At 56.1% G+C, this 23,060-nt stretch carries 22 protein-coding genes and 1 tRNA gene; 8 read left to right on the plus strand and 15 right to left on the minus strand.

What is annotated here, in order from left to right; translation table 11 throughout:
• Nucleotides 1-198 precede the first annotated feature (198 nt).
• From HF257_RS06350 to HF257_RS06370, 5 genes are all read left to right on the plus strand, one after another.
• Nucleotides 199-275 (plus strand) — tRNA-Arg (locus HF257_RS06350).
• A gap of 105 nt (nt 276-380) precedes the next feature.
• Entirely contained in the window at nt 381-1,463 is a 1,083-nt protein-coding gene (locus tag HF257_RS06355) for a site-specific integrase (RefSeq protein ID WP_233100271.1), read from the plus strand.
• A 229-nt stretch (nt 1,464-1,692) separates the two neighbouring features.
• On the plus strand, nt 1,693-1,995 hold the full coding sequence (locus HF257_RS06360) for a hypothetical protein (RefSeq protein WP_185712060.1): 303 nt from the start codon (nt 1,693-1,695) through the stop codon (nt 1,993-1,995).
• 45 nt (nt 1,996-2,040) lie between these two features.
• Entirely contained in the window at nt 2,041-2,826 is a 786-nt protein-coding gene (locus HF257_RS06365) for a hypothetical protein (protein WP_185712061.1), read from the plus strand.
• A 105-nt stretch (nt 2,827-2,931) separates the two neighbouring features.
• Nucleotides 2,932-3,306 carry a hypothetical protein gene (locus tag HF257_RS06370; protein ID WP_233100273.1) on the plus strand — a complete coding sequence of 125 codons (375 nt, stop codon included), beginning with the start codon at nt 2,932-2,934 and terminating at the stop codon, nt 3,304-3,306.
• A 90-nt stretch (nt 3,307-3,396) separates the two neighbouring features.
• On the opposite strand, the gene HF257_RS06375 is transcribed toward HF257_RS06370, so the two are convergent.
• A complete protein-coding gene (locus HF257_RS06375; RefSeq protein WP_185712063.1) occupies nt 3,397-4,317 on the minus strand; it encodes a restriction endonuclease in 921 nt (306 codons plus the stop codon).
• Nucleotides 4,318-4,369: 52 nt separating this feature from the next.
• Nucleotides 4,370-4,957 carry a hypothetical protein gene (locus HF257_RS06380; protein WP_185712064.1) on the minus strand — a complete coding sequence of 196 codons (588 nt, stop codon included), beginning with the start codon at nt 4,955-4,957 and terminating at the stop codon, nt 4,370-4,372.
• 360 nt (nt 4,958-5,317) lie between these two features.
• Between HF257_RS06380 and HF257_RS06385 the strand changes: the two genes are divergently transcribed.
• Entirely contained in the window at nt 5,318-5,647 is a 330-nt protein-coding gene (locus tag HF257_RS06385) for a hypothetical protein (protein WP_156356768.1), read from the plus strand.
• 483 nt (nt 5,648-6,130) lie between these two features.
• Complete coding sequence (gene mobA, locus HF257_RS06390) at nt 6,131-6,433, plus strand: plasmid mobilization protein MobA (protein ID WP_185712065.1); 303 nt, start codon at nt 6,131-6,133, stop codon at nt 6,431-6,433.
• 12 nt (nt 6,434-6,445) lie between these two features.
• Here mobA and HF257_RS06395 read toward each other — a convergent pair whose 3' ends face one another.
• From HF257_RS06395 to HF257_RS06430, 8 genes are all read right to left on the minus strand, one after another.
• Entirely contained in the window at nt 6,446-6,751 is a 306-nt protein-coding gene (locus HF257_RS06395) for a hypothetical protein (protein ID WP_185712066.1), read from the minus strand.
• 95 nt (nt 6,752-6,846) lie between these two features.
• Nucleotides 6,847-9,993: a type I restriction endonuclease subunit R gene (locus HF257_RS06400; RefSeq protein ID WP_198914037.1), complete on the minus strand. Its 3,147-nt coding sequence runs from the start codon at nt 9,991-9,993 to the stop codon at nt 6,847-6,849.
• Nucleotides 9,994-10,234: 241 nt separating this feature from the next.
• Complete coding sequence (locus HF257_RS06405; protein ID WP_185712068.1) at nt 10,235-11,404, minus strand: SIR2 family protein; 1,170 nt, start codon at nt 11,402-11,404, stop codon at nt 10,235-10,237.
• Nucleotides 11,404-12,651, minus strand: coding sequence for a restriction endonuclease subunit S (locus HF257_RS06410; protein WP_185712069.1), 1,248 nt, complete (start codon nt 12,649-12,651; stop codon nt 11,404-11,406). The genes HF257_RS06405 and HF257_RS06410 overlap by 1 nt, the downstream gene beginning before the upstream one ends.
• Nucleotides 12,641-14,356, minus strand: coding sequence for a class I SAM-dependent DNA methyltransferase (locus tag HF257_RS06415; protein WP_185712070.1), 1,716 nt, complete (start codon nt 14,354-14,356; stop codon nt 12,641-12,643). The genes HF257_RS06410 and HF257_RS06415 overlap by 11 nt, the downstream gene beginning before the upstream one ends.
• A gap of 540 nt (nt 14,357-14,896) precedes the next feature.
• Nucleotides 14,897-15,490: a hypothetical protein gene (locus HF257_RS06420; RefSeq protein ID WP_185704484.1), complete on the minus strand. Its 594-nt coding sequence runs from the start codon at nt 15,488-15,490 to the stop codon at nt 14,897-14,899.
• A complete protein-coding gene (locus HF257_RS06425; protein WP_185704482.1) occupies nt 15,487-16,059 on the minus strand; it encodes an RNA polymerase sigma factor in 573 nt (190 codons plus the stop codon). Before HF257_RS06425 ends, HF257_RS06420 begins: the two co-directional genes overlap by 4 nt.
• Before the next feature lie 44 nt (nt 16,060-16,103).
• The gene (locus HF257_RS06430) at nt 16,104-17,744 is read right to left on the minus strand and encodes a vWA domain-containing protein (RefSeq protein WP_185704480.1); all 1,641 of its coding nucleotides are present in this window, start codon (nt 17,742-17,744) and stop codon (nt 16,104-16,106) included.
• A 527-nt stretch (nt 17,745-18,271) separates the two neighbouring features.
• On the opposite strand from HF257_RS06430, the gene HF257_RS06435 reads away from it, so the two are divergent.
• The gene (locus HF257_RS06435) at nt 18,272-19,933 is read left to right on the plus strand and encodes a M57 family metalloprotease (protein ID WP_185704478.1); all 1,662 of its coding nucleotides are present in this window, start codon (nt 18,272-18,274) and stop codon (nt 19,931-19,933) included.
• A gap of 60 nt (nt 19,934-19,993) precedes the next feature.
• Here the strand turns inward: HF257_RS06435 and HF257_RS06440 are convergent, their stop codons facing one another.
• The 5 genes from HF257_RS06440 to HF257_RS06460 all read right to left on the minus strand — a co-directional run bounded on the left by HF257_RS06440 (nt 19,994) and on the right by HF257_RS06460 (nt 22,904).
• Complete coding sequence (locus tag HF257_RS06440) at nt 19,994-20,644, minus strand: DUF799 domain-containing protein (protein ID WP_185704476.1); 651 nt, start codon at nt 20,642-20,644, stop codon at nt 19,994-19,996.
• Nucleotides 20,641-21,003 (minus strand): DUF4810 domain-containing protein, encoded by a 363-nt coding sequence (locus HF257_RS06445; protein WP_185704474.1) that lies wholly within the window; start codon nt 21,001-21,003, stop codon nt 20,641-20,643. The genes HF257_RS06440 and HF257_RS06445 overlap by 4 nt, the downstream gene beginning before the upstream one ends.
• A 29-nt stretch (nt 21,004-21,032) precedes the next feature.
• Entirely contained in the window at nt 21,033-21,713 is a 681-nt protein-coding gene (locus HF257_RS06450; protein ID WP_185704472.1) for a CsgG/HfaB family protein, read from the minus strand.
• A 41-nt stretch (nt 21,714-21,754) separates the two neighbouring features.
• On the minus strand, nt 21,755-22,336 hold the full coding sequence (locus HF257_RS06455; protein WP_185704470.1) for a hypothetical protein: 582 nt from the start codon (nt 22,334-22,336) through the stop codon (nt 21,755-21,757).
• Between the two features lie 70 nt (nt 22,337-22,406).
• A complete protein-coding gene (locus HF257_RS06460; protein WP_185704468.1) occupies nt 22,407-22,904 on the minus strand; it encodes a hypothetical protein in 498 nt (165 codons plus the stop codon).
• Between the last annotated feature and the right edge of the window lie 156 nt (nt 22,905-23,060).

The raw sequence follows: 23,060 nt of genomic DNA on the forward strand, positions 1-23,060 counted from the left end.
GGCAATAGTCTGTTCGAAAAAAAGAACGAAAACGGCGCATTTGCCGAATCTTTCTGATCAGCGTACTCGGGCCAGGTTCCACCACCTTGACCGACGGCGCCCGTCTTAGGGCCGTAGCGTGCCGATTTCCTACCGTTCAACGGCCAAAACCCAGCATGGACGCCCAAGGTCGACATGGGTATGATGTCGCCCGCACAAGCATCCGTAGCTCAGCTGGATAGAGTACTGCCCTCCGAAGGCAGGGGTCGTGGGTTCGAATCCCGCCGGGTGCACCATCTTCTTTCCCTTGTATTACAAGGGGATAGCACTCCTGACAGAAACCTGTCCTAGTCCTGAAAGTCGTTTTTGCCACAAATTTGCCACACTCAAAAGTGGCGGGAATGGTCGAAATGGCAACAATCAGGAATCGCGGCGAGTATCAGTGGGAAGCGCAAATCCGCCGTAAGGGCTATCCAGCCCAGCGCAAAACCTTCGAAACCAAATCCGATGCCCAGGCCTGGGCACGCATGATCGAAAGCGAAATCGACCGGGGTATATTTGTCTCTCGAGTCGAAGCTGAACGCACTGCCTTTCATCAACTCATTGATCGCTACATCTCCGAGATCGCACCGAAACACAAAGGCGCGTATTCGGAAATCAAACGCCTTGAAGCGCTCAAGCGCCATCCGCTGGCGACACGCATCGTCGCTACCCTCACCTCCTCCGATTTTGCCCGCTACCGTGATGAACGCTTGAAGATCCGCAAGGGCAACACGGTGAAGCGTGAACTCGCATTGTTTCAGTGCGTGATCGAGGTCGCTCGCCGGGAGTGGGGAATTCATCTTGCCGAGAACCCCGTCAGGATGGTCAGCCGTCCCAGCTACAACGACGAACGCTCGCGGCGGCTCGACCCAATTGAAGAGCAATACATCCTCAACGCCCTGGAGCTTCGTGAGCGCCGTGCTGACGGCACCTATGCCGACGCCTCACACAATCCATGGATACGGCCCATCGTCCAACTCGCGATTGAGACAGCCATGCGCCGTGGCGAAATTTTCGAGCTGCGCTGGAAGCATGTGAACCTAGATCGCAGGACCGCGCATCTTCCAGCGACTAAGAACGGACTGCCCAGAACCGTCCCGCTTTCACCAAAAGCTATTCAGCTGCTGAAGGACTTGCCGCGCTCGCTGTGCGGTCGAGTCTTCCCCACCACCGCCGACGCTCTAAAGAAGGCCTTTGTGCGAGGCCTGGAGCGAGCGAGGCTGAAATACCTGGGGGATTGCGGGGCGGCGAAGGTAACGCCTCAGGAAGACTTCCTGATCAATCTACGCTTTCACGATCTGCGGCATGAAGCGACATGTCGGCTTGCGACCAAGCTGCCTAATTTGATCGAGCTTGCCAGCGTGACGGGCCATCGGGAGGTGAACATGCTGAAGCGTTACTACAACATCACCGCAGAAGAGCTCGCGGCAAAGCTGGCTTGATCAGACCTATGGCTACTTCTCAGTGGTCAGCTTGGAGCTGACCACTGATCTTGCAACACACCCGCGCGAACCCAGCATAGGTCTACGAGGTGCTGTTGCCGAGTCAACAATCGCCTCTTGTCGCGGCCCCATCCTTCAGAAAACCTTTCATCTGTTAAAAAGCTGTCCTAGTGATTGAGCGTCTGATTGGCAAAAGCTGGCCTCACCAGATCAATCGAGCGATAAAGCGATGACAGTAGATTATGAAACCATCCAGAAAATACAGAAGCTTGGCGACGACGTTTTGATTGGCGTGGTTGAAGTTGCGGCGCTGACCGGCTTCAGCGTGCTTACGGTCCGTCAGCGCAAATTGCCGGGGCTTGAGCCTGTACCGGGACTGTCAAGGTTGAGATGGAGACTGGGAGATCTGAGAACTTGGATGCGCACCGGCAACGCCGAGATTCGAGATTCAGCCACCGCCATCGCACCTTTTTCACATCCGAAACGCACAGGGAGGCCCACAAAGAAAGCACAGGTGGAGGCGCGACAATGATCTTCCCTGGCTCGATTCATCTCCTTTGCACCGGGAGCAGTGAGCATGAGTAGACAACGAACCATTCGGGACCAGAATTTCTGGCGCTCCCCACGTTTACTGAATTGCACCACAGAGGACAAAGTTGCATTGCTGCACCTGTTAACTGCTCCTGACAGCAACATTACGGGCGTATACCCGCTAGTTCCACGCATTGCCGGAGCAGAAATTGGATGGACGGCGGATCAGTGGTTGCAGGTCATCCACCGCCTCCAGGATGAAGACCTAGCCAGGTATGACAACGTGAGACTCATCATTTGGGTAAAAATCTGGTGGGATCACCACTCTGCTACTCAAGTGACAGGACCAAAACTACGAGCCAGAGCGTTGGAAGAAATTCGCCGTATCCCAAGCGAGTGGCTAGACGACTTTCTGAATGACTTCAAAGAAAGACTGAGCGACGACCAGCAGGATTGGATAGATGAATCCCTCCGGCCGCGCTCAAAGCGATACGTAGAAGAAGAGTCGATATCACACGGATGCCATATCGATACCGTATCAGCCGATGTCATACCTAACACTAAAACTCAACCCAAACTCTCAACCAAAACACCAACGTCTTTGCCCACCTCTTACGAATTGGATATGTCAGGAATCCCTCCTGAACATCGGACGGATGTTCACAGAGCGCTTGTTAAGGCGAAGGTAAGCGGAAAACTTAGGCATAGGCCGCAACTAGTAGTCAACGCGATGGCAGAAAATTACCGATCTGCTTCAGGTAAACCGCATAACGCCATGGCCTTAACTCTGTATCTGTCCGAGAATCTGAATGGCGGTAACGAAGTGAACTAGGTTTGTCTGAAGCCAACTCAAACGGGGAGGATGAATTCCATGGCTAGAGGGAGTCGTGCCGCCGTTGAGCGGATAATCCTCCAAGCTCGGATATGGGGGTGGGATATGTCCTGGTCGTTCAGCATGGCCACGCGGACCGATACAAGAACAATCGGCCACCATTATTCAGAGCATACTGTGATCAAGCTTTACGGCTCCGTTCGATACCCCGAAACATTCAAATACCCGACCCTAGAATGCTACCTATACGTTGATCCACTGCTCCTAAGCGACAAGTCGGTTCCTTTCTGCATCGGCTCCATGCAGGCGACGGGTAGTAGGCTTATCGCATATGTCGCCGTTCACAATGATCGTTTCAACAGTTTGGTCACCGCTGCTAGTCGACTTGTTGCCCTGGAGATAAATGCGGAGCCGTTGAAATACCGCAAAGCTAAGGTGATGGGTATCCACCTAAGCACCGAGCTGGAGTCTGATTGGTGATGGTTTTTTGATCATAGGGGCGCTAGTGTCCGGCGCCCGTGCACTAGCCCTGCCCCGGTAGAGAGAAACGTATGTCGAGGCCAAAAATCCTCATTCCTCGTCGAAGTAATCGCTATCCAATTTCGGCAGTTTGAGAAGCCGAGACGTTACCCCAACCTCATGGTCCATCATGAGGTTGACCAAGCGGATGCCGTCCACCAGCACCATGCCTTCCACTGAGCGGACAAAATCGATGCCTTGGGCAGTGAAACCCGAAGTAGTGATAAAGACCCCTCGCTTGGCCTTTTGCCCAGCAAGTGCTCCATAGAACTCTTGCAACTCAGGACGGCCCACAGTGCCTTGCCAGCGCTTTGCTTGGACATAGACTTTTTCCAGTCCGAGCTTATCAAGCGAAATTACCCCGTCAATTCCGCCATCTCCGCTTCCACCAACACGCTGCAAGTCGTTTCGGCTAGCCCCGTAGCCAAGGCTGTGCAATACGTCGAGAACAATGACTTCAAAGCGGTTGGGGCTGACTTGTAGCAGGCTATCCAGCAGATCTGCAGCTGTCGCATTGCGTAGCTCACGCAGAGCCTGCTCCAACCGATCGTCGGGGCTCACAGTTGCTGATATCGGTGTGTCTGCCCCCTGCTCACGTCCATCTAGCGGAACGGCATCGGAGGCGCTCCTAAGCTTCACGTCCATGAAGCCGATGGCTAGTTGTTCAACCTGACCCGTAGTGAGCGGTGAAGGGTGCTGTGTGGAATAAACAGCGCCAGCTTCGGTTAGCTTCCAGTAGCCTCGTTTGGCGCTTGAGGATAGTCCTGCACGCTTTAGTCGGTCGTGAGCCCATCCGGCGCGGTTCTTATAGGTCGCTTGCCCACTTGCAATCAGCTCTTGAAGCTGTGGTTCGGATAAATTCAAAGCCCGGGCCGCAGCTTCATGCGCGTCGCGTGCTGTCGCACCTTCCGGATTAGCCGCCAGGTAACGCAAGATCGGCTCAATGAATTTGTCGTATGTGGGAACGGACATCAGGATTCCTTTCGCAAGGTTGCCAGCGTGGGCAAATATAGTAAGCCGCATGTTATGCGGAGCAATCGGTTACCTCGAGGCCTAATGAGCTTGCTAGCTCCCGCGCTTGTGAATCGACACGTAAGCGGCTGACCACTGCTTGCGCTCGCTCCTTCTCTTTGGCCAAGTACTCCTCGGTAAAACACTCGACAATCTGCCCCTGACTCAAGCTTGGCGCCGATACCTGGCGCTTGAGCCTGTTCAGAATTTTGCGGGCGCTGAGTTGGGCCGCCTCCCGCAGATAAGCCCCTGATAGAAGATCGCGAAAAACCCATTCAGAGATCCATCCCTTCGCGAATGCCCAAAACAACAACCGATGGTAGGTATCCCAAGCCATGCGTGAATGGCCACTCAGATAACGTCGCAGTATTCGACCGTCGGCGTCCCTAAAACCATAAATTCCAAGCTCAGTTAGCAATCGCTCCAGCTTGACCTTGGACATGCCCGACTTCAGAGCAATACCGGAGAACAGGTACTCGACCATATCCACAGGAACGCGGATAACGAAATTTTTCCTACCGGTGTCCTCATGACGCGTAATCTCGCGAAAGACGAACTGGAAGGCTTCTGTTGGGTCGATGTCTGGATAAGATAGCTGCATCTAACTATTCTTTGGCTAATCGGCGCAGCTGTCAAAGGAGTACCCAACAGGTTAGGCAATACAATTGTCGGCACTTGAGACGCGAAGCCCGCGAAACTTGGAAGCTCACCGAAGTGATATGTCGCACGTGATACTTTGAGTGCCGCCAAAAATGAGCCCGGTAAATCATTCGGGCACGGCGTCTGAGGTGAATTGGTGCAATCGCTCCCCAACGATTCCTGTGCGGAAAAACATAGTGGTGTGAATCCAAAAGACAACTGCTGCCTACTACCGCCCATGCGGAGCCTGGGCAATAGCAGCCAGCCTGATAATTAACTGATTATGACGTCGTACTACACAATAAAACGTGCGAACTCCGAAATGAAAACGACGAACCGCATGTCGATTTTTCGCGAAAATCGTTCAATACAAGAGGAGCTATTTGTCGCTCACGAACGCTGGCGGGGCAAGGCGCTGTCGGCGACGGCTAGGATCGACAGAGCCAAGCAAAACGTCCTTGATGCGCTGGGCGGAAATCTCGAGCTCTTCAGGGGAGGCTTTTCGGATGGCACAAATCAACCGCTCACGATTGGAGCGCTTCAGAAGCATAATCTCGGCGAAGCTACTTTCGCCGTCACTGGATTGTTCCATAACAACCTCCAAGGCATCTTGAGATGCATCACCGGAGAACTAAACGGCAGCGTCAAATAGCTTTCTCAGATTCGTCACTTTAGCCTTTGTGCTTGCGCATCACCACAAGCGTCGAAAAATCGTCTCGCGCTTATCAGCGTCAAGTACACACCTGCTGCTTTCTCCTTACTCTGCAGCAGAAAGCCACTCAAGGCTTGGGAATCCTAACCGTCGCTCTACCGTCTTTCACGCCGTCCAATCGTCTCATCCTCAGTTGCAAATAAGTTACGCTTTTTTCGCACATGTAATCGTCTTGAATTCGTCTTTTTTTCGTACCCCATAGCGCTCCCTAAATACCAACGCCTCTTGCCCCCTGCTGTAACCGGATAGTGTGAAAATCATCTAAATTCTAAGAGAGAAGACTAGGACAAGGTAGGGTTTGTGATACCGCCAGTTCCTGGCGACTCACAATCGGCGCGCACCAGTCGTTACACTCCCTTTGCTTGCCTACCTTCCCTACTCAGGGCAAGCCCCGAGACCCCAACACCTGGAAAAGGAAAGCTTATGAGCCTTAGCGAACAACGCCGACGCACAGGATGGCTGCCGGCAATTCGTTGCTTCGAGGAAGAAGAGGCACTGGTACGCGAGAAAGCCCACGACAGCGGAATGAGTGTTGGTCAGTTTGTGCTGGCCGCCGCATTGAAGCGGCAGACCAGAAGCAAAATTGACTCCCACGTAATTAATGAGCTGCGGCGCCTAGGTGGCCTTCAGAAGCACCTTTTTAGCCAGAGTGATGGCGCGCTCTCCAGAGAGTACGCAAACGTGCTTGTGGAAATAACTGACGCCATCAAGCGTATCGGGCACTGAGTATGCTTCAGCTCATAGCTCTAAAGAGATCTCGCTTTTCGCTAAGATCTCGTGAGCTGTACTACCCGTCTGTAGTAGTACGGTTGCTTGATTGAGCACATTCTGTTCGAGCGTCTGTTGCTCCAGCAAGCGGCCGAGCAATATCACTTCGCCCTCCGCCTCAAGAGCTACCAACCGGGCCGGAGTGTTGAACGCCCAACGATCAAGGATCTTCCAGCCCTTTAGGTTGTATGAGGGTGAACTCCGGATGGCTTGAAGCGTTTCCGCTTTCAAGGTTTTCGAGGCGATTTCCAGCGGTTGTGGTTGTCCTGTGAGCATGGGTGACTCCTGCGTGCATGGTACGTTAACGATACATCTGCGAAAAAGCAGCCAACCGACGCTGGCTGTCCAGTGGACTCGTGATTACTACCGGCTCACAGTGACCACTCATTCGACAGAGACTCTGCCTGCTTCAGCACCAACTCCACTGCATCTGATTGCTGGTCTGGCGGGTACTTCCACCGCTGCAAACAGCGACGCACCAAAATGCGCAGTTTCGCCCGTACGCTCTCACGAACCTGCCAATCGATAGTCGTACTGGCGCGCAGCTTCTCGGTAAGCTCCATGGCGATTTTCTTGAGCGTCTCATCACCCAGCTCGCGCACCGCGCTTTCATTGTTAGCCAACGCATCGTAGAAGGCAATTTCATCGTGGCCCAGGCCCAACGAAGCTTCCCGATCCAGCGCGGCCTTGAATTCCTTGGCCATCTGGATCAGTTCTTCGATGATCTGCGCCGTCTCGATCGCTCGGTTGTGATACTTGCGTAATGTCTCCAGCAAGCGATCGCCGTACTTCTTCTCCTGCACTACGTTGTTGCGCGCGCGCGCCTTAACTTCGTCACGCAACAGTTTTTCCAGCAGCTCCACGGCAAGGTTGCGGCTTTCCATCTGCCGCACGTCCTCCAGGAACTCATCCGAGAGCAGGCCGATGTTGGGCTTATCCAACCCGGCCAGCGCAAAAATATCGTCCACCCCATCAGAGATGATGGCATTGTCCAGAATCTGCTTGAGCGCGCTGTTCTTCTCGGCATCGCTGCGCTTCTTATCGACAGTGGTGAACTTGGTAATGGCCGCCTTAATGGCCGAAAAGAAGGCAATCTCCTTACGCAGTGGCGCGGCTTCATCCAACGTGCCACACAACGAGAAGGCCTTAGTCACTGCCAGGATGGTGTCGAGGAAGCGTGTTTTTCCGTCCTTCAGGCCCAGAATATGGTTGGCAACGGGCACCAGTAGTTCGAGCGGGCGGGTCTCAAATGCGCTGTAGTCGAAACCGTGCATCATTCCTCGCACGATATCCATCTTCTCTAACAGCACAGCCAATGCTTCAGCAGAGTTGTGAGTGGGGTCACCTTTACCTTTGGCATCGGTATAGGTCTTCAGCGCCGCTTTCAGCTCGTTGGCGATGCCGATATAATCAACCACCAGGCCGCCAGGCTTGTTCTTAAACACCCGGTTGACTCGGGCAATGGCCTGCATCAGGTTGTGGCCTTTCATGGGCTTGTCGATGTACATGGTGTGGCAACACGGCGCGTCAAAGCCCGTCAGCCACATGTCGCGCACAATCACCAGCTTCAGCGGGTCTTTCACGTCTTTGAAGCGAGTTTCCAGACGTTTCTTCACCTGCTTGCTGTAAAGGTGCGGCTGCAGCAGGGCCTTATCGGCAGCCGATCCTGTCATCACGATCTTGATAGCCCCTAGCTCGGGGTCATCGCTATGCCAGTCAGGACGCAAGCTTACGATGGCGCTGTAGAGGTGGGCGCATATATCGCGACTCATGCACACGATCATGGCCTTGCCGTCTGCCACAGATACGCGCGCCTCAAAGTGCTCGATCAGGTCACGCGCCACCTGCTGCAGGCGAGGCTCTGAACCCACAAGCTTTTCCAGCGCGGCCCACTCGCCTTTGGTTTTTTCTCGGCTAACGATGTCTTCTTCGTCTTCAACAACCTCTTCAACCTGCTCATTGAGCGTGTCAATTTCGGATTGGTTCACATCCAGCTTGGCCAAACGGCTTTCGTAGAAAATAGGCACTGTTGCGCCATCATCCACGGCATCCTGGATGTCATAGATGCTGACGTAGTCACCAAACACTTCTCGGGTATCACGGTCTTCCAGGGCTATGGGCGTGCCCGTAAAGCCAAGGAAGGTGGCGTTCTTCAATGCGTCATGCAGATGTTTGGCATAGCCAAACACGTACTTGCCTGTCTTGGTGTCCAACCGCCCTTTGGTACCGTACTGGCTGCGATGGGCCTCATCGGAGATGACCACGATATTGGTGCGATTAGAGAGCAACGGATGCTTCTCTTCCTCTTCCTGCAGCGCGAATTTTTGCACCGTGGTGAAGATGATGCCGCCCGCCTCGCGTGAAGCCAGCATCTCGCGCAGTTCATCGCGGTCACCGGCTTGCAGTGGGGTGGTCTTGAGCAGGTCACTGGCGGCGCAGAAGGTGGCAAATAACTGGCCATCCAGGTCATTGCGGTCAGTCACGACGACTAACGTGGGGTTCTTCATCTCAGGTTGCTGCAACAGCTTTCCCGCGTAGCACGCCATGGTGATGCTTTTGCCCGATCCCTGCGTGTGCCACACCACGCCTGCTTTGCGTGAGCCAGGCTGCACCTCTTTGGCATAGGTCGCACGTTCTTCGTGGACCGCGAGTACACCTCTATCCGCATTTTGGGAGGCGATCACCGTGGCGCGCACGGCCTCGCGAACCGCATGGAACTGGTGGTAGCCGGCAATCTTTTTGACAATGCTGTCACCATCCTGCTCGAACAACACGAAGTGCCGCACGTAATCCAGAAACAACTCGGGCTTGAAGAAGCCACGCACCACCGTCTCCAGCTCCATCTGCAGGCGCGGACGGTCATCTTCGTTCAGGATGGTGCGCCAGGGCAACATACGTTCGGCGTTAGCCGTGAGCGAACCCACCCGCGCCGTCCAGCCATCACTCACCACCAAGGCGGTGTTGCTGTTGAACAGGTCGCTGATCTCGTCCTTGTATGTCTGCAGCTGGTTAAAGGCGTCCCAGACGTCTGTTTGTTCGTTGGCGGGGTTCTTCAGCTCCACCACGGCCAACGGCAAGCCGTTTACGAAGGCGATCAAGTCGGGCCGGCGTGGTTGCCTTGTGCCGGTAATGGTGAATTGGTTCACCACCAGAAAGTCGTTGTTGCTGGGCCGGGCAAAGTCGATGAAATACACCCAATCCTGCTTCTTCTGCTCGCCGACTTCAAACTCCACCGCCACACCACTGAGCAACAAACGGTGCACGCTGCGGTTGCGCACTACCATCTGCGGCTCGCTCACCGTTTGTAGCGCATGCACGGCCTGCTCAAGGGCGGCAGCCGGAATCTGCGGATTAATCCGTGCCAGCGCGGCCAGCAGGCGCTCTCGCAGAACCACCTGACGGTAGTAGGTGCGCTCGGGGGCGCTGCTATCCGGTGCTATATCCGGGCCGTGGGCAAATTGCCAGCCAACCTGCTGGAACCAGCTCAGGCACAGTTCTTCGAGTTGCTGTTCGTTCAACATGTGAAACCCTTACGCCTTCCTGGGCTACCTGGCAAACGCCCTGGTTTGTGATGAAATAAGAAAAACAATGCAAATCAAAGGCTTAATGACCATTCGGTGACCAAGGCTGATTTGCGATGAAATGACGGCTATGCCCAAGCTGGGATATACCCCGCATAGCGACTGAGTCCGGCATTTTTCAAGTTATGTAGCTTAAAGATGCTGCAACGCCATAAGTCGATCTGTCCTAGTGAGCGGCTCATCCAAATACCACCTGTCTACGCGCTACAGCGATAGCCAGTCTGAGAATTTGTTCCAGCAGATTGTGATCCGGCTTACCCTCAGCATCGTGAGGCGTCGTATACCAGAGCGGTCGAATCCTCAGCTGCAACAGCCGGGCTTCCTTACGGGCCCGTTCTTGCTGTGTGGCGGGTTCATTGAGCAGGGCAAAGTGATCCGGGATTTCAAATGCCGCTTCATCGACCACTGATTTGAAGAGATCGAGCGTCTTATCCTGCTCCAGGCTACAGCCCAAGAACAGCAGTGAGTGGCTGATAAAGATTTGCCGCAACGCCCGAGGCAACTGGTTTTGGAACGCGAACGGCTCACCTGCGGCTCCGCCGTAGGCCTCCTGATATTGCGCCTGGGTGAATACATGGGTGTTGGCCTGCCCGGCATCCCCGTGTAGCTTCAGAATGCACCGCTCACCGCGCAACAGTCGCTGCACGAAGTTGTTACCCGCTTGCATACCGTGCATGTAGCCATCCAGCGGATGCGCCTTTTCTCGAAACAGGTCTTCGATTACGGTATCGAAATTGGTGGTGACAACACAGCCGCTAGCGAGATCAGGCAACAGCGTGACCGGCCCGCTGATCCCCCCCCGCTGGCGAAACTCTGTTTTGATGAAATGTCGCACAATTTCTGCGTCCGTTTCATGTAGCACTTGCGCGGCTTGCAGGTAGTCGTATTGCGCCATCAGCGGCTCGATGTCTTGCACATCCAGGCCACCCAGCTTTTGGGCAATCTTGCGCAGCGCCTCGCCCCACATCGGATAACCGCAGGGCTTGGACAGCCCCGCACCGACAAACGGCGCGATTCGCCCGAAGCGGATAGCATCCACTAGGTCAAGGAAGACGGCTTGCTGGTCTGAGTCCTTGATAAAGGCCGACGCCGCTTCATGCTGATTGACCTGGCACTGGCCCTCCCAGTGATCCAGCTCATCCAGGTAAGCGTCACGCTCTACCCAGTACAAGACATCGCTTACCTTGATCAGGTACTCGTGTTCCGGGTCGCGAAGACTTTTAAATGATAGAGGGTCAGCCTCATCGAGCACTGCGTTGAACGCCTGGTTCGAGGAATACGCTGTCTGCAGGACCTCCTCGACCTTGTCCACGATAAGCTTGTTTTCGCGGAGCTTTTTTATATCCATCAAGCGATCCCTGCTTGTTCGGCGATCGCTTCGACAGACAACTCGCCCGAAAGTAGTTTGAGAAGGAGGATGTCGTTGAGAGCAGCCAACGATTTGCTTGCGCCCGAGTTGGCGCGCATGGCCTTTCGCAGTGTCGTTGCTTCTAAATCAAACACCAGCAGCGTGTCTGGGTCTGGGAGAACCAATTCTAGGCGATAAACATTCTCCCGATTGAGGCCGGGTATGGCCGCATCGGTGTTCATTTTCTCAAGTCCCAAGGTCTGCATTGTGTAGTAGCAGAAAGTTAGCGTCGCAGCCAAAGGTCGCACGTAATAGGTTGTATCAATTGGAAAAAACGGTTCGTCTTCCCAGTAGAGGCTTCCTACTGTTCCTTTGCGGCCGACAATGATTGAGCCATGTGGAACCAGCGGTATGTTGTGGTAGCCGGTGATGCCGCCAGAGCCATAAACAGGCACGGTTCCTTCTTGCCTATCAGTTGACTTGAGTGCTTTGCCGTAAACCAATTCAAGCACGTTGCCAACACGCTGCACCTTCCACCCCCTGGGAATCTCACCCAACTCTGACGCTTCCATCTCCTCAGGGAATAGTGCGGCAGTGGCAGCGAGTTTTTCATATTGCTCGGGCGGAAGGGCATCGAGTTCGGGCTCAGCCTTTCCGCTGATGGCGCTCATCGCAGCGCGCAGCGGGTCGCGGCCGTCCTGAATGGCGACAATCTTGGCCTTGACCGGGTCGAAATCGACAAACCACGATTTAAAGATAGCTTGCGCCATGGCTTCAAGGGTTTGGTTGATACGGCAGTTGAGATCAATCTTGGAATCGAAGCTACTGAGAACCCTGGCAATACTCTTTTGAGCGGTTTTCCCGGGAAGACGAACTTTCGCGAGATGCAGATGGTTCCTGTTAAGCCCAGGTACCGCCCCCTTATCTGAATATGCCTGGAAGTCGAGGGTCCTCAGGAGGTAGCTGATGAACCGAGGATCGTTGCCTTTGAAGTCGCGGACGTAGAGGGTCGTATTCAGAGGCCAATAGTCCTCATCGACGTAGAACACTTCACCAATGGTTCCATATCGGCCAGTCACGACTCCAGGGCCTTTGACCATGGCCTCAGAGTGGAAATCGCTCACACCTGATGAGGAGACGATAGGCACGCGTCCAGGCATACGCTTGCCCTTGGGCAGGTCGTAGCCACGTTTCAGCTCGATCACTTCACCGAGTGAAAGATCTTTCCATTCAACGTCAGAATCCATAACCCAATCCTGCCAAGTTCTTCTTGATCTCACCCTCCAACTTCGCGCTCTCCGCAAACTGCTCAGCCAGTTGCGCCATTAGTCGCGCCATCTTGTCGGCGAAGGCTTCCCCGTCCTCTTCCTGCTCTTCGGCGCCCACATAGCGCCCTGGCGTCAGCACATGCTCGTGCTTGCGGATGTCGTCCAGAGAGGCCGAGTAACAAAAGCCCGGCACGTCTGCGTAGCCTTCGCCGTGCTGCCAGGCGTGGAAGGTGTCGGCCACCTTTTTGATATCGTCCGATGTAAAGTCGCGCAGCACGCGGTCTTTCATGTAACCGAGTTGGCGGGCGTCGATGAACAGGAACTGGCTGCGTCGGTCACGCTTTTTCTTGTCGAGGTTGAAGCCATTGGCCTTATCTTTGGTAAGGAACCAGATACAGGCGGGAATCTGCGTGTTGGTAAACAACTGGCCGGGTAAGGCCACCATGCATTCCACATAGTCTTGCTCGATCAGCTGCTTGCGGATCTCGCCTTCATTGTTGGTGTTGCTGCTCATCGACCCATTGGCCAGCAGCAGCGCCATGCTGCCAGTCGGGGCGAGGTGGTAGAGCATGTGCTGCAGCCAGGCGAAGTTGGCGTTGCCTTGCGGAGGCCTGCCCACCAGCCAGCGAGGGTCTTGTTCCAGCTTGGCGTTCCACCACTCTTTCATATTGAAGGGCGGGTTGGCCATCACGTAGTCTGCGCGCAGATCGGGGTGCAGGTCGTTTTGCAGGGTGTCGCCAGGCTGACCGCCAAAGTTGAAGTCCAGCCCGCGGATGGCCATGTTCATGGCTGCCAGCTTCCAGGTGGTGGGGTTGCTTTCCTGGCCATAAACACTGATATGACCAGTCTTTCCGTTGACCACTTTGCCGCCATGCTCGGCGATAAATTCCTCGCTTTGCACAAAAAAACCGCCCGAACCCATGGCGGGGTCGTACACCCGCCCCTTGAACGGCTGCAACATCTCCACGATCAGCGTAACGATGCTTTTGGGGGTGTAGTACTGGCCGCCCTTTTTGCCCTCTGCCAGCGCAAACTGGCCAAGGAAGTATTCGTAGACGTGGCCAAGGATGTCTTTGCTCTTTAGGTTGAGCGGCTGGCCGTTGTAGCTAGGCTGGCTAAAGTTGGTGTCGGAGAAGTGGGCGATCAGGTCGGCCAACTTGTGGCTGTCGAGCTGGGTGCGGGAAAACTCCTTGTTGAGCACGTTCTTGAGTTTGACGTTCTCGCGCTCGATGGCTTCCATGGCGTTGTCGATCAGCCAGCCGACGGTGCGCATCTTTTCTGCCGTGTCTTTACCTGGCGCGCTCCAGGGCAACGGTTCGCCGGGTGGCACTTGCGCTAACTCACGCAGGGTTTGCCAGCGCGCCTCCATCGGCACCCAGAAAACGTTTCTCTCGGTGTAATAGTCGCGCACCTCCAACTCGGCGGCGACATTCTCTTCGTACTCTTCACTGCCAAGGTCGCCGTAATCCGCCGGGTCCATGAAGTAATCGTCGGCAGGATTGGTGAGTTGCGCGTGTAGCTCACGCTGGCGTTCCTCGAAGGCGTCGGATACGTACTTGAGAAAAATCAGGCCAAGCACCACGTGCTTGTAAACCGATGCATCCAAGGAAGAACGCAGTTTATCAGCGGCCGTCCAGAGCTTCTTTTCGAGCTCAGTGAAAAATTGTTGTTCGATGGGGTTCATCTGGTCATTCCCTAATGGCTAAGCACGCCCTTTTAACAGGGCATGTCCAGCGAATTTCGCGCTCCGCGCCTCGCTAAGTGCTGAGAGGTATAGTGCGCGGAAAGATACACGCCGTGTCCCTGTAAACGCCACAGCAAATGGCATGTCGAGCCAAAACAACGGCATCTGACTGTTCACTGTCATTCACTTCCTCGGCGTATTTTGGCCAAGGCAGATGCATACGGTGGTCAATGCGAATGCAATTGACTGGGTGGCGGCAATGCAATTTGGACAAGCGCGATGCAATTATGTAGCAGGGCTCTGCAGCGAGTGATGCCACAAATTTGCCACACTCCTCCCGCTAACCGGAACGAAAATTCGCTAATCCTAGCTAACATAAACCTTTGATTTCCCGGCTAATCCGCGCTAACGTGTTGATTCTAAACGTCGACTTTTAGGACTCCGAAGGCAGGGGTCGTGGGTTCGAATCCCGCCGGGTGCACCAGATACGATGAAAAAGCCCCAGGTCTAAAGACCTGGGGCTTTTTTGTGGGTGTCATTTCACTGCTGCACCAACGCCTCCAACCTCGCCGGCAAATCCTCCTCCGGGAAGCGCTCATGCAACACCAGCAGCTTTTCATCCGCCAGCCTCACCTGCCCGGCCTCACGCAGCCTCACAATCTCCTGCAACCCTTCCTCCAACGAAGGCAACGCCACCGGCGCTCGCTTGCTCAGCTTGGCGCTGGGCTGATCTGCCGTCGAGCCCATGACCTGCGCGCTCTCGGCGTGGGGAGCAACGGCAAGGCGGGCTACCGGGGCGGGAGCGGACATCATCGGCGGGGCCGGGCGGGCGGCCTCTTCGTGGAGCGCGGAGAAGGTGGCTGTGGATATCTCCGGTTGCGGCACAGGCGAGCGCGTCACTACGCCGATCATCAGTGCCAAACCGGCCACGGTGGCGAATGCCATTTGCCAGCGCGGGCGTTGGCAGGCTTGCAGCCAGCGTTGCCACACGCTCGGCTGCGGGGCCGGGGCTTCGCGGTGGGCGGTGGCGAGGATGAAGGCGTCGAGGGACGCGGGCGGTTCGCCGGTGGTGTGTTGACGATAGTGCTGAAGCAACACGTCCTCAGGATCTGGCGTATGTCGAGAGTCAGTCATGCGGGTATCTCCTCGGCCAGCAGGCGACGCAGTTTCTGCTGGGCATAACGCAGGCGGCTTTTTACGGTTTCCAGCGGGGCGCCGATGAGGGCGGCGATTTGCGGCACTTCGAGGTCGCCGTGCAAGCGCAGCAGGAAGACTTCGCGCTGGTCTTCGGGCAAGTCTTGCAGCGCGGCGTCGAGCCGCGCCTGGTCGCGGCTCAGGCTCAGTTGCTGCTCGGGGCCGGCGCTGTCATCGGGCTGGGCGTGGAGTTGCTCGTCGTAGCTGTCGTGCAGGGGGTTGTGGATGCCGTGCTTGCGCCAGTAATCGATGAGACGGTTGCGGGCAATCTGGAATAGCCACGTACGAAAACTCGCGCGGCCCTGTGGCTGGGTGGTACTGCGGATCAGGCTGAGCCAGGTCTCCTGGTAGATTTCCTCGGCCAGTTCGGCTTTGTTGCTCAGGGACACGAGGAAACGGTACAGGCCTTGGCGGTGCCTTGCGTACAAGGCTTCGAACGCGGCGCTGTCGCCGGTTCGATAGCGGGCCAGCAGCGATTCGTCGCTGGGTAGGTCATCTGGAACGGCCATGTGGGTGGCGGACTCCTTTCGGGGGATCGTTGTTGCGTTCAGCATCAGTGCTTGAGGCTCTGGGCCAGCTCCACCAGTTGCACAAACTCATTGCGCAGCCCGAACGGGTCATCACCTCGGGCCGAGCGGGCCAGTGCGGCGGTGTCGCGCAAACTCATGCTGCCAGTGTAGCGGCCATCGCTCTTGAGCTGTTGGGCGAAGGCTGCCACGGCTGCGGCAAAGCGCAGATCGTCGCTAGGTTTGCGCGTTACATCGCTGATGGGACGCTCGATCAACTGGCTGTCACCGCCCGTCGCAGGCTTGAAACGCACACGCAGCATCGCCAACTCGCCGGCTTTTTCCTCGGCCGCAGACGCGGCAGCGTAACGCAAAGGTTCCAACCACCCCTTCTCGCCCTTCGGCACGATTTCGTACAGCGCAGTGACCGTATGCCCTGCACCGATTTCACCCGCGTCGACTTTGTCGTTATTAAAATCCTCACGCTTCAATGCACGGTTTTCATAACCAAGCAGGCGATATTCACTGACCCGTGCCGGGTTGAATTCCACCTGCAACTTCACATCCCGCGCCACCACCGCCAGGGTCGAGCTGAGCTGGTCCACCAACACCTTGCGGGCTTCGCGCAGGTTGTCGATATAGGCGTAGTTGCCGTCGCCGGCATCGGCCAGCTGCTCCATCAAGTGTTCGTTGTAGTTATCCACACCGAAGCCCAGGGTCGTCAGCGATACGCCGCTTTTGCGCTGGTCCATGGCCATCTGCTTAAGGCTGTCGAAGTCGCTGACGCCCACGTTGAAGTCACCGTCGGTGGCCAGCAGGATGCGGTTGATGCCTTTGTCGATAAAGCCTTCACGGGCCATCTGGTAAGCCAGCTCGATGCCCGATGCACCTGCAGTCGAGCCGCCGGCGGTGAGTTGGTCGATGGCGTTGCGGATCTTGGTCTTGTCGCGGCCCGAGGTGGGTGTGAGCACCACTCGCGACTCACCGGCGTACACCACCAGCGAAACACGGTCCTGATCGCGCAACTGATCCACCAGCAATTTCAGCGTACTTTTCACCAGCGGCAAGCCTTCGCGACGGTCCATGGAGCCGGACACATCCACCAGGAATACCAGGTTGGCCGGCGCCAGGTCCGCCACGGCGCGGTCGGACGCCTTGATGCCGATACGCAGCAATTGGGTGTGCGGGTTCCACGGCGTAGCGGCGACTTCGGTGGTCACGCCAAAAGGCGAGCCATCGGTAGGCAACGCGTAGCTGTAGGGAAAGTAGTTGACCATTTCTTCCAGTCGCACAGCGCCCTCGGGCGGCAGGCGGCCTTGGTTGAGGAAGCGTCTTACGTTCGCGTAGCTGCCTGTGTCGACGTCGACGCTGAACGTGGACACCGGCGTTTCGGCCACGCAATGCACTGGGTTGTCGGGCAGGTTTTTGTATTGCTCACGCGGTTCGCTGCGATACGCCATGGCCGCCGATTCCTGCATCACCAGGCGCGTGGTCATCGGTGCAGGTAACGGCATGCGCTTGCTCAGCGCACCGTACACCGGTTCGCTTTGCAGCTCGGAAACTGGCGCAGCCTCGGACGGCTTGGCCACATCGCGGGAAGAAGACAGCCCACACCCGGCCAGCGCCACCAGCAAGGTAACGGCAAAGCCCTGGGCAGCAGGACGCAGGAAGAGCAAAGGACGGGACATGGCTGAACCTCGTGAATGAATAATCCGTTCACAAGGTCAGACGCAGTGGGTGGCATCTTCGGGTTAATTTGAAGGTCATGTCGGATAACCGGCTGGTGTAATTCAAATAGACGCTACAACCTCATCACCAATGCGCCTGTACCGCGGCTTTAGAAACAAATGACCCATTTCGTCAAACGCTCACCGCAAAAAGCCTTCTACAAATCTCCCGGTTGAAACACTTATCGAGAAATACTTTTGCCGTTGGCTGTGAGCACTTAACCCGACAACTTACTTCGTGCGAAGAAGAGGTTGCCCAATGTAATACCTGCAGGATAACCAATCCGAAAAAGCTGCCAGTGGATATTCGAAACATGAGGATTCAACCAGCAACACCTGTTTTTCATTCGATCCCTGAAGTCGGAATTTTGTCGCAAGACGTCCCCCCGTCTTCCCACCAACGGCCCCGCTATAAGCGGTTCATTCCACCGCGCACTAGCCACCCGTTTACACGCCCCTGGCGTCAGCCTCCGCCGCAGATTAGTCCGATGGACCAACGTACCGGCAAGACGCAACGCGATGGAAAGGGGAATGACCCTACTCAGCGCCCCGATGACCCGCATATCGCTAGAATCAATAAGCGCTCATTTGACATGCAACGCGCGATTAATCAACTCACACAAGGCGCCGGGACATGGCAAGACAGCAACAGAAACAACAAAACCGAAATTGCCTATTCGTTCAACAACGGTGGTTTCAATGAACGGCAAAAATCGGAGGCTCGCCGTTCCATTGAGTCTTGGTCTGACGTGGCTAACTTACGGTTCACCGAAAACGGTGGCCCTGCGGAAGGCCGCTTGACGTTCGCGATATCCAACCGAGAAAGGTCCGCTTACGGCACATATCCCACACCCGGCCATCACGGCGGTGGCAGAACCGTTTACAACCCGAACTTTGCACATAGACACGTCATCACCCACGAAATCGGGCACGCCCTCGGCCTGAGCCATCCTGGTCGATACAACGGCAGTGCAAGTGATGGCCAGCGTGTTTATGCACAAGATTCAAAAGCTCACACGGTGATGAGCTACTTCGAAGATAACAGCAGTGGCAAGACGCTCAATGCCACACCTAAAGCGCCAATGATGGATGACATTAGCGCAATCCAAAAGAAGTACGGCGCCAATCGCGAGATCCGCAAGGAAGATAATACCTACGGCTTTAACTCCAATACCCGTCGGGACTACTACACCCTTAACAGCGGGCGGGACAACGCCACATTCTGTGTATGGGATGGCGCCGGCAACGACACGCTGGATTTCTCCGGTTACCGTGCCAACCAGGTTATCAATCTAAGAGCCGGATCGTTTTCTGACGTTGGCGGCCTTAAAGGCAATGTTTCCATCGCCCGCGATTGCAGCATTGAAAATGCCATCGGAGGAACTGCCAATGATGTTCTGATCGGCAACGACAGCGACAATCGTCTTACCGGAGGCCTGGGCGGCGACCGGCAGCGGGGAGGACCGGGGGCAGATACTTTTGTCTACAACAGCGCCCGCGATTCGACTCCGGAAAATCCCGATGTTCTCATGGATTTCGCCAGTGGCACGGACAAGATCGATGTGGCTCGTACGATGCAAGAGGCAACAATCTCCAGCCTCGCATTCGTGAGTACCTTTACAGGCAAATCAGGGGATACGGTGCTCACCTATGACGAAAAAAGCGGCATGGGCTCCGTGGCGATTGACCTCACGGGCAGTGGCAAGGCCGACTTTCTGATCAAGACCCACGGAAAGATCAAACCAGAAGATATTGTGACCGGCTTAACAACACCCTCCCCGCGTCGCGTCACTGAAACTGTCACTCTGCCCGTCAGCCCTACAACGGAGAAGGCTCGCTTTACCTTCGAAAGCACAAGCGACTCGACCTATGACAATGCGCGCGTGTTAACAGACTTTGTCAGCGGCACCGATAAGATTGATCTCTCTGCAGTGATGAAAGAGGCCAACACCCCTTTCACTCATGTAGAGGCCTACACCGGCCGAATTGGCGACACCGTAGTGAAATATAATCAACGCAGCGGTCGCTATTTTATCGGCGTTGACCTGACAGGGAATCGCAGTACAGATTTTCTGATCAAAAGCACACGCCCAATCCGCCCTCAAGACATCGTGGGTCTCACGCACCCGCTTGGCAAATACATGCTTTGAGCAAGCAGGCCTTTGTAGACGACAGGCGTCAACAAAGGCCTTTGCTATGACCATCAACCGTCAATCGGTACCGTATTTCGGATTACGTGGACCGTACAGAATCCCGGTGCGTTGCCCTGGCGACAGCAAGCGCGCACTGGTGATGCCGGCAATCGGATGCGCCGCATCGGTGGAGCTGTTGATCACCTGCTTGACCGCCGCAGTGATCAGCATGCCGATCAGGCCGCCGCTGTTGTTGTTGCCTTCCTCGCTGGAGGCGCGCGCCGAACCGGTCCACAAGGTGGTGCCGGTACGCAGGTCGACCAGTTTGGCCGAGGCCGTCACCGCAGTGTCGCTGGAGATCAGCATGTACTTGGTGCCGTACTCGGTGACGGTGATGTACAGCGCCGCGTCCGCACCGAAGATGTCATGCAGTTTGGTCGGCGGCACGGCCTGGATGTCGTTGGCGGTGGTCAAGCCGTTTTGGCGGAAGGTTTCGTCCACCAGGGCAATCGGCAACACGTAGTAGCCGGCTTCGGCCAACGGGTAGGTCACTTGCGACACCAGGCTGTAGGACGCCTGCACTTCAGGCGATTCATTGAGCGGCGGCAATACCAGGATCGACTTTGGCCGCGCCTGTTTGTACGCGGTGTAGTCGATAGTCTTGGGCGCGGCGCAACCGCCGAGCAAGGCCAGGGCCAGCAAGGCGCCGGTGAGTTTCAATAGGCTCATTTAGTGGCGACTCCGGTCTTGGCGTTTTTCAGCAAGAAGTCCATGTACGAGGCGGACTCGGGAAACAGCGCCTTCTCGGTGCGGAACTCCTGCACCATCTGGTCATCCTTGCCCATGCTCAGGTACAGCATGCCCAGATGGGCGTGGTAGCCCGGCGGGGCCTTGCGACCACTGGCGTTGATCTTCTGCAGATCGCGCTCCAATGCCTCGACCTGCGCTTCCTTGGGCTCACCCTTGAAGTACTCATACACCTGCGGCTGGTAGCTTTCCCATTGATACAGGGGCTGGGGCGCCGTATGGCACCCGGCGACTACTGCGGTTGCTGTCAGCAACAGCGCCAACTTGACTGCCTTGCTCATCCTTGTACTGCTCCTTTAGAGGCTGCTGATCAGTTGCGCGGGTTCCAGGCGCCGGCGTTGATGCCGTCGACAAGGCGGTTGATGGCTTCGCGCATGGCCAGGTCGAGGACCTTGCCATTGAGGGTGGAGTCGTAGCTGGCGGTGCCGCCAAAGCCGACCACTTCACGGTTGGACAGCGCGTATTCACCGGCACCCTGGGTGGAATACACCACTTCAGAGGTGCTGATGTTGACGATATTCAACGCGACTTTGGCGTAGGCCACTTGGGTCTTGCCACGGCCGAGGATGCCAAACAGCTGGCGGTCGCCGGTTTCTTTGCGGCCGAACTCGGTTACGTCGCCGGTCACTACGTAGTCAGCGCCCTTGAGCTTCTGCACGGTGCCTTTGATCGCGGCTTCCTGGGAGATTTCGCCCATGTTGTCGCGGTCCAGCACGCTGAAGCGATTGGTCTGCTGCAGGTGAGTGATCAAGATGGTCTTGGCCTGGCCGCCGAGGCGGTCGACGCCGTCGGAGAAGATGCCGCGCATGTAGCTGGAGCGGTTATCGAACTTGCCCACGGCAATCGGCACGCGTACGCCCGAATAAGCCACGTTGGCGCTGGCAACTTGTTCCACCGGCAACGCGCGGTTGCTCTCCGTGGCGCAACCGGCCACGGTCAACAGCGCTGCGGCGGTGAGGCCCGACAGCAGGATTTTGGACAGTGTTTTCACGCGGTGCTCCTGGGGTGAGAGATCGGATGCAGCAGGTATCGCTAGCGGGAGGGGATATCCCGCAGGTCGTCGATGATGTAGCGGCTAAGCCCGCCAGTGAAATGTCGCTCGACACTGGCGTTGCCGGAGTTGGTGATGATGCCGCCGATGGTCCGCCATTGCTGCGCTTGGCCGGCCCAGTTGTTGGGCACCAGGCCTGAGCGGTCCTGGGCGAAGTGCAGCACTTCGGTCCCGGCTTTCTTGACCCTGACCTTGTAGCCGAAATCGATGCTTTGCAGGATGGTGCCGTCATCAATCACCAGGGTCGAGAGACCGCCGTTGGAGTCGATGATATGGCGCACATAGACGATATCTACCTCCAGCAAGTAGTCGGCGCTTTCCTTGCTGGTGGCGTAACGCTTGGCCTTGAGCAAACGGTCGACCAGATCGACACCGAGTTCTTTGCGAACCTTGTCGTCGGGCATGAAATGCTTACTTTTGCCGCCCACCTCCACATTGAACGTGTCGACCCAGTAAGTAGCCGTCTTGGGAATAGTGACCGGTGCCGGTGAGATGTAATACGCCGGCTTGGAGGCGCAGCCCGCCATGAGGCCAGCGATGAGGAATACGGCAAACGCACGCATGTCTGATTTCGTCCCTGAAAAGTATCGTGTTTTAAACAATCGCGGCATTTTACGGAGTTGAGAGGGCTTCTCAAGGGGTTTGAGGGGCCTGCCCGAATGTTTCATCTACGCCTGGCGGCGCCGGCAGCACGATAAACGCCATCAATCCGCAGCCAACCGCACCAATGAAAAACGCCGATATCAGCGGTAAGGCATTGTCAGCAAACCAAAAACCCTCACTTTTGCGCAGCACCACAGAGGCCAGCCAGGTGATCCACAAGAAAGCGACGGTCCCGCCGCTCAACGCGATAATTTTGTAAGCCCGACGGCCCTTCCTGAAGGCACACAACGTGACGAACAGTGCAAAACCCAACGCAGGCACCAAGTAAACCAACTGCGCCAGCACGGGCGTCGAGAAAAACACCATCCAGAGCTCAAGCCCGACCACCTCGCCAAGCGCGCGCGGGTTACTGAACAGTTGCGCCAGCGTGGCCACAAAGACCACCGGGCTTGCTACCACGCCCACGGCCAACGGGGTAAACCAGAAGGCGAAGAACACTTTCAGATAGGGGTATTTGCTCGGATTCATCACGCGGGGCACTTTGATTCAGCAGGCTGGATATACGTATCGAACTGGGAATATTGGCCGCGACTGTACTCCTGTGTTCTCCAGCTCGAAACCCAGCCGAGGGTGCTTTTCAAATATAAAAATGACTCGCTCAAGTTCCGCGCCAGCAGGTCGAAA

It is taken from the genome of Pseudomonas cremoris, assembly GCF_014230465.1.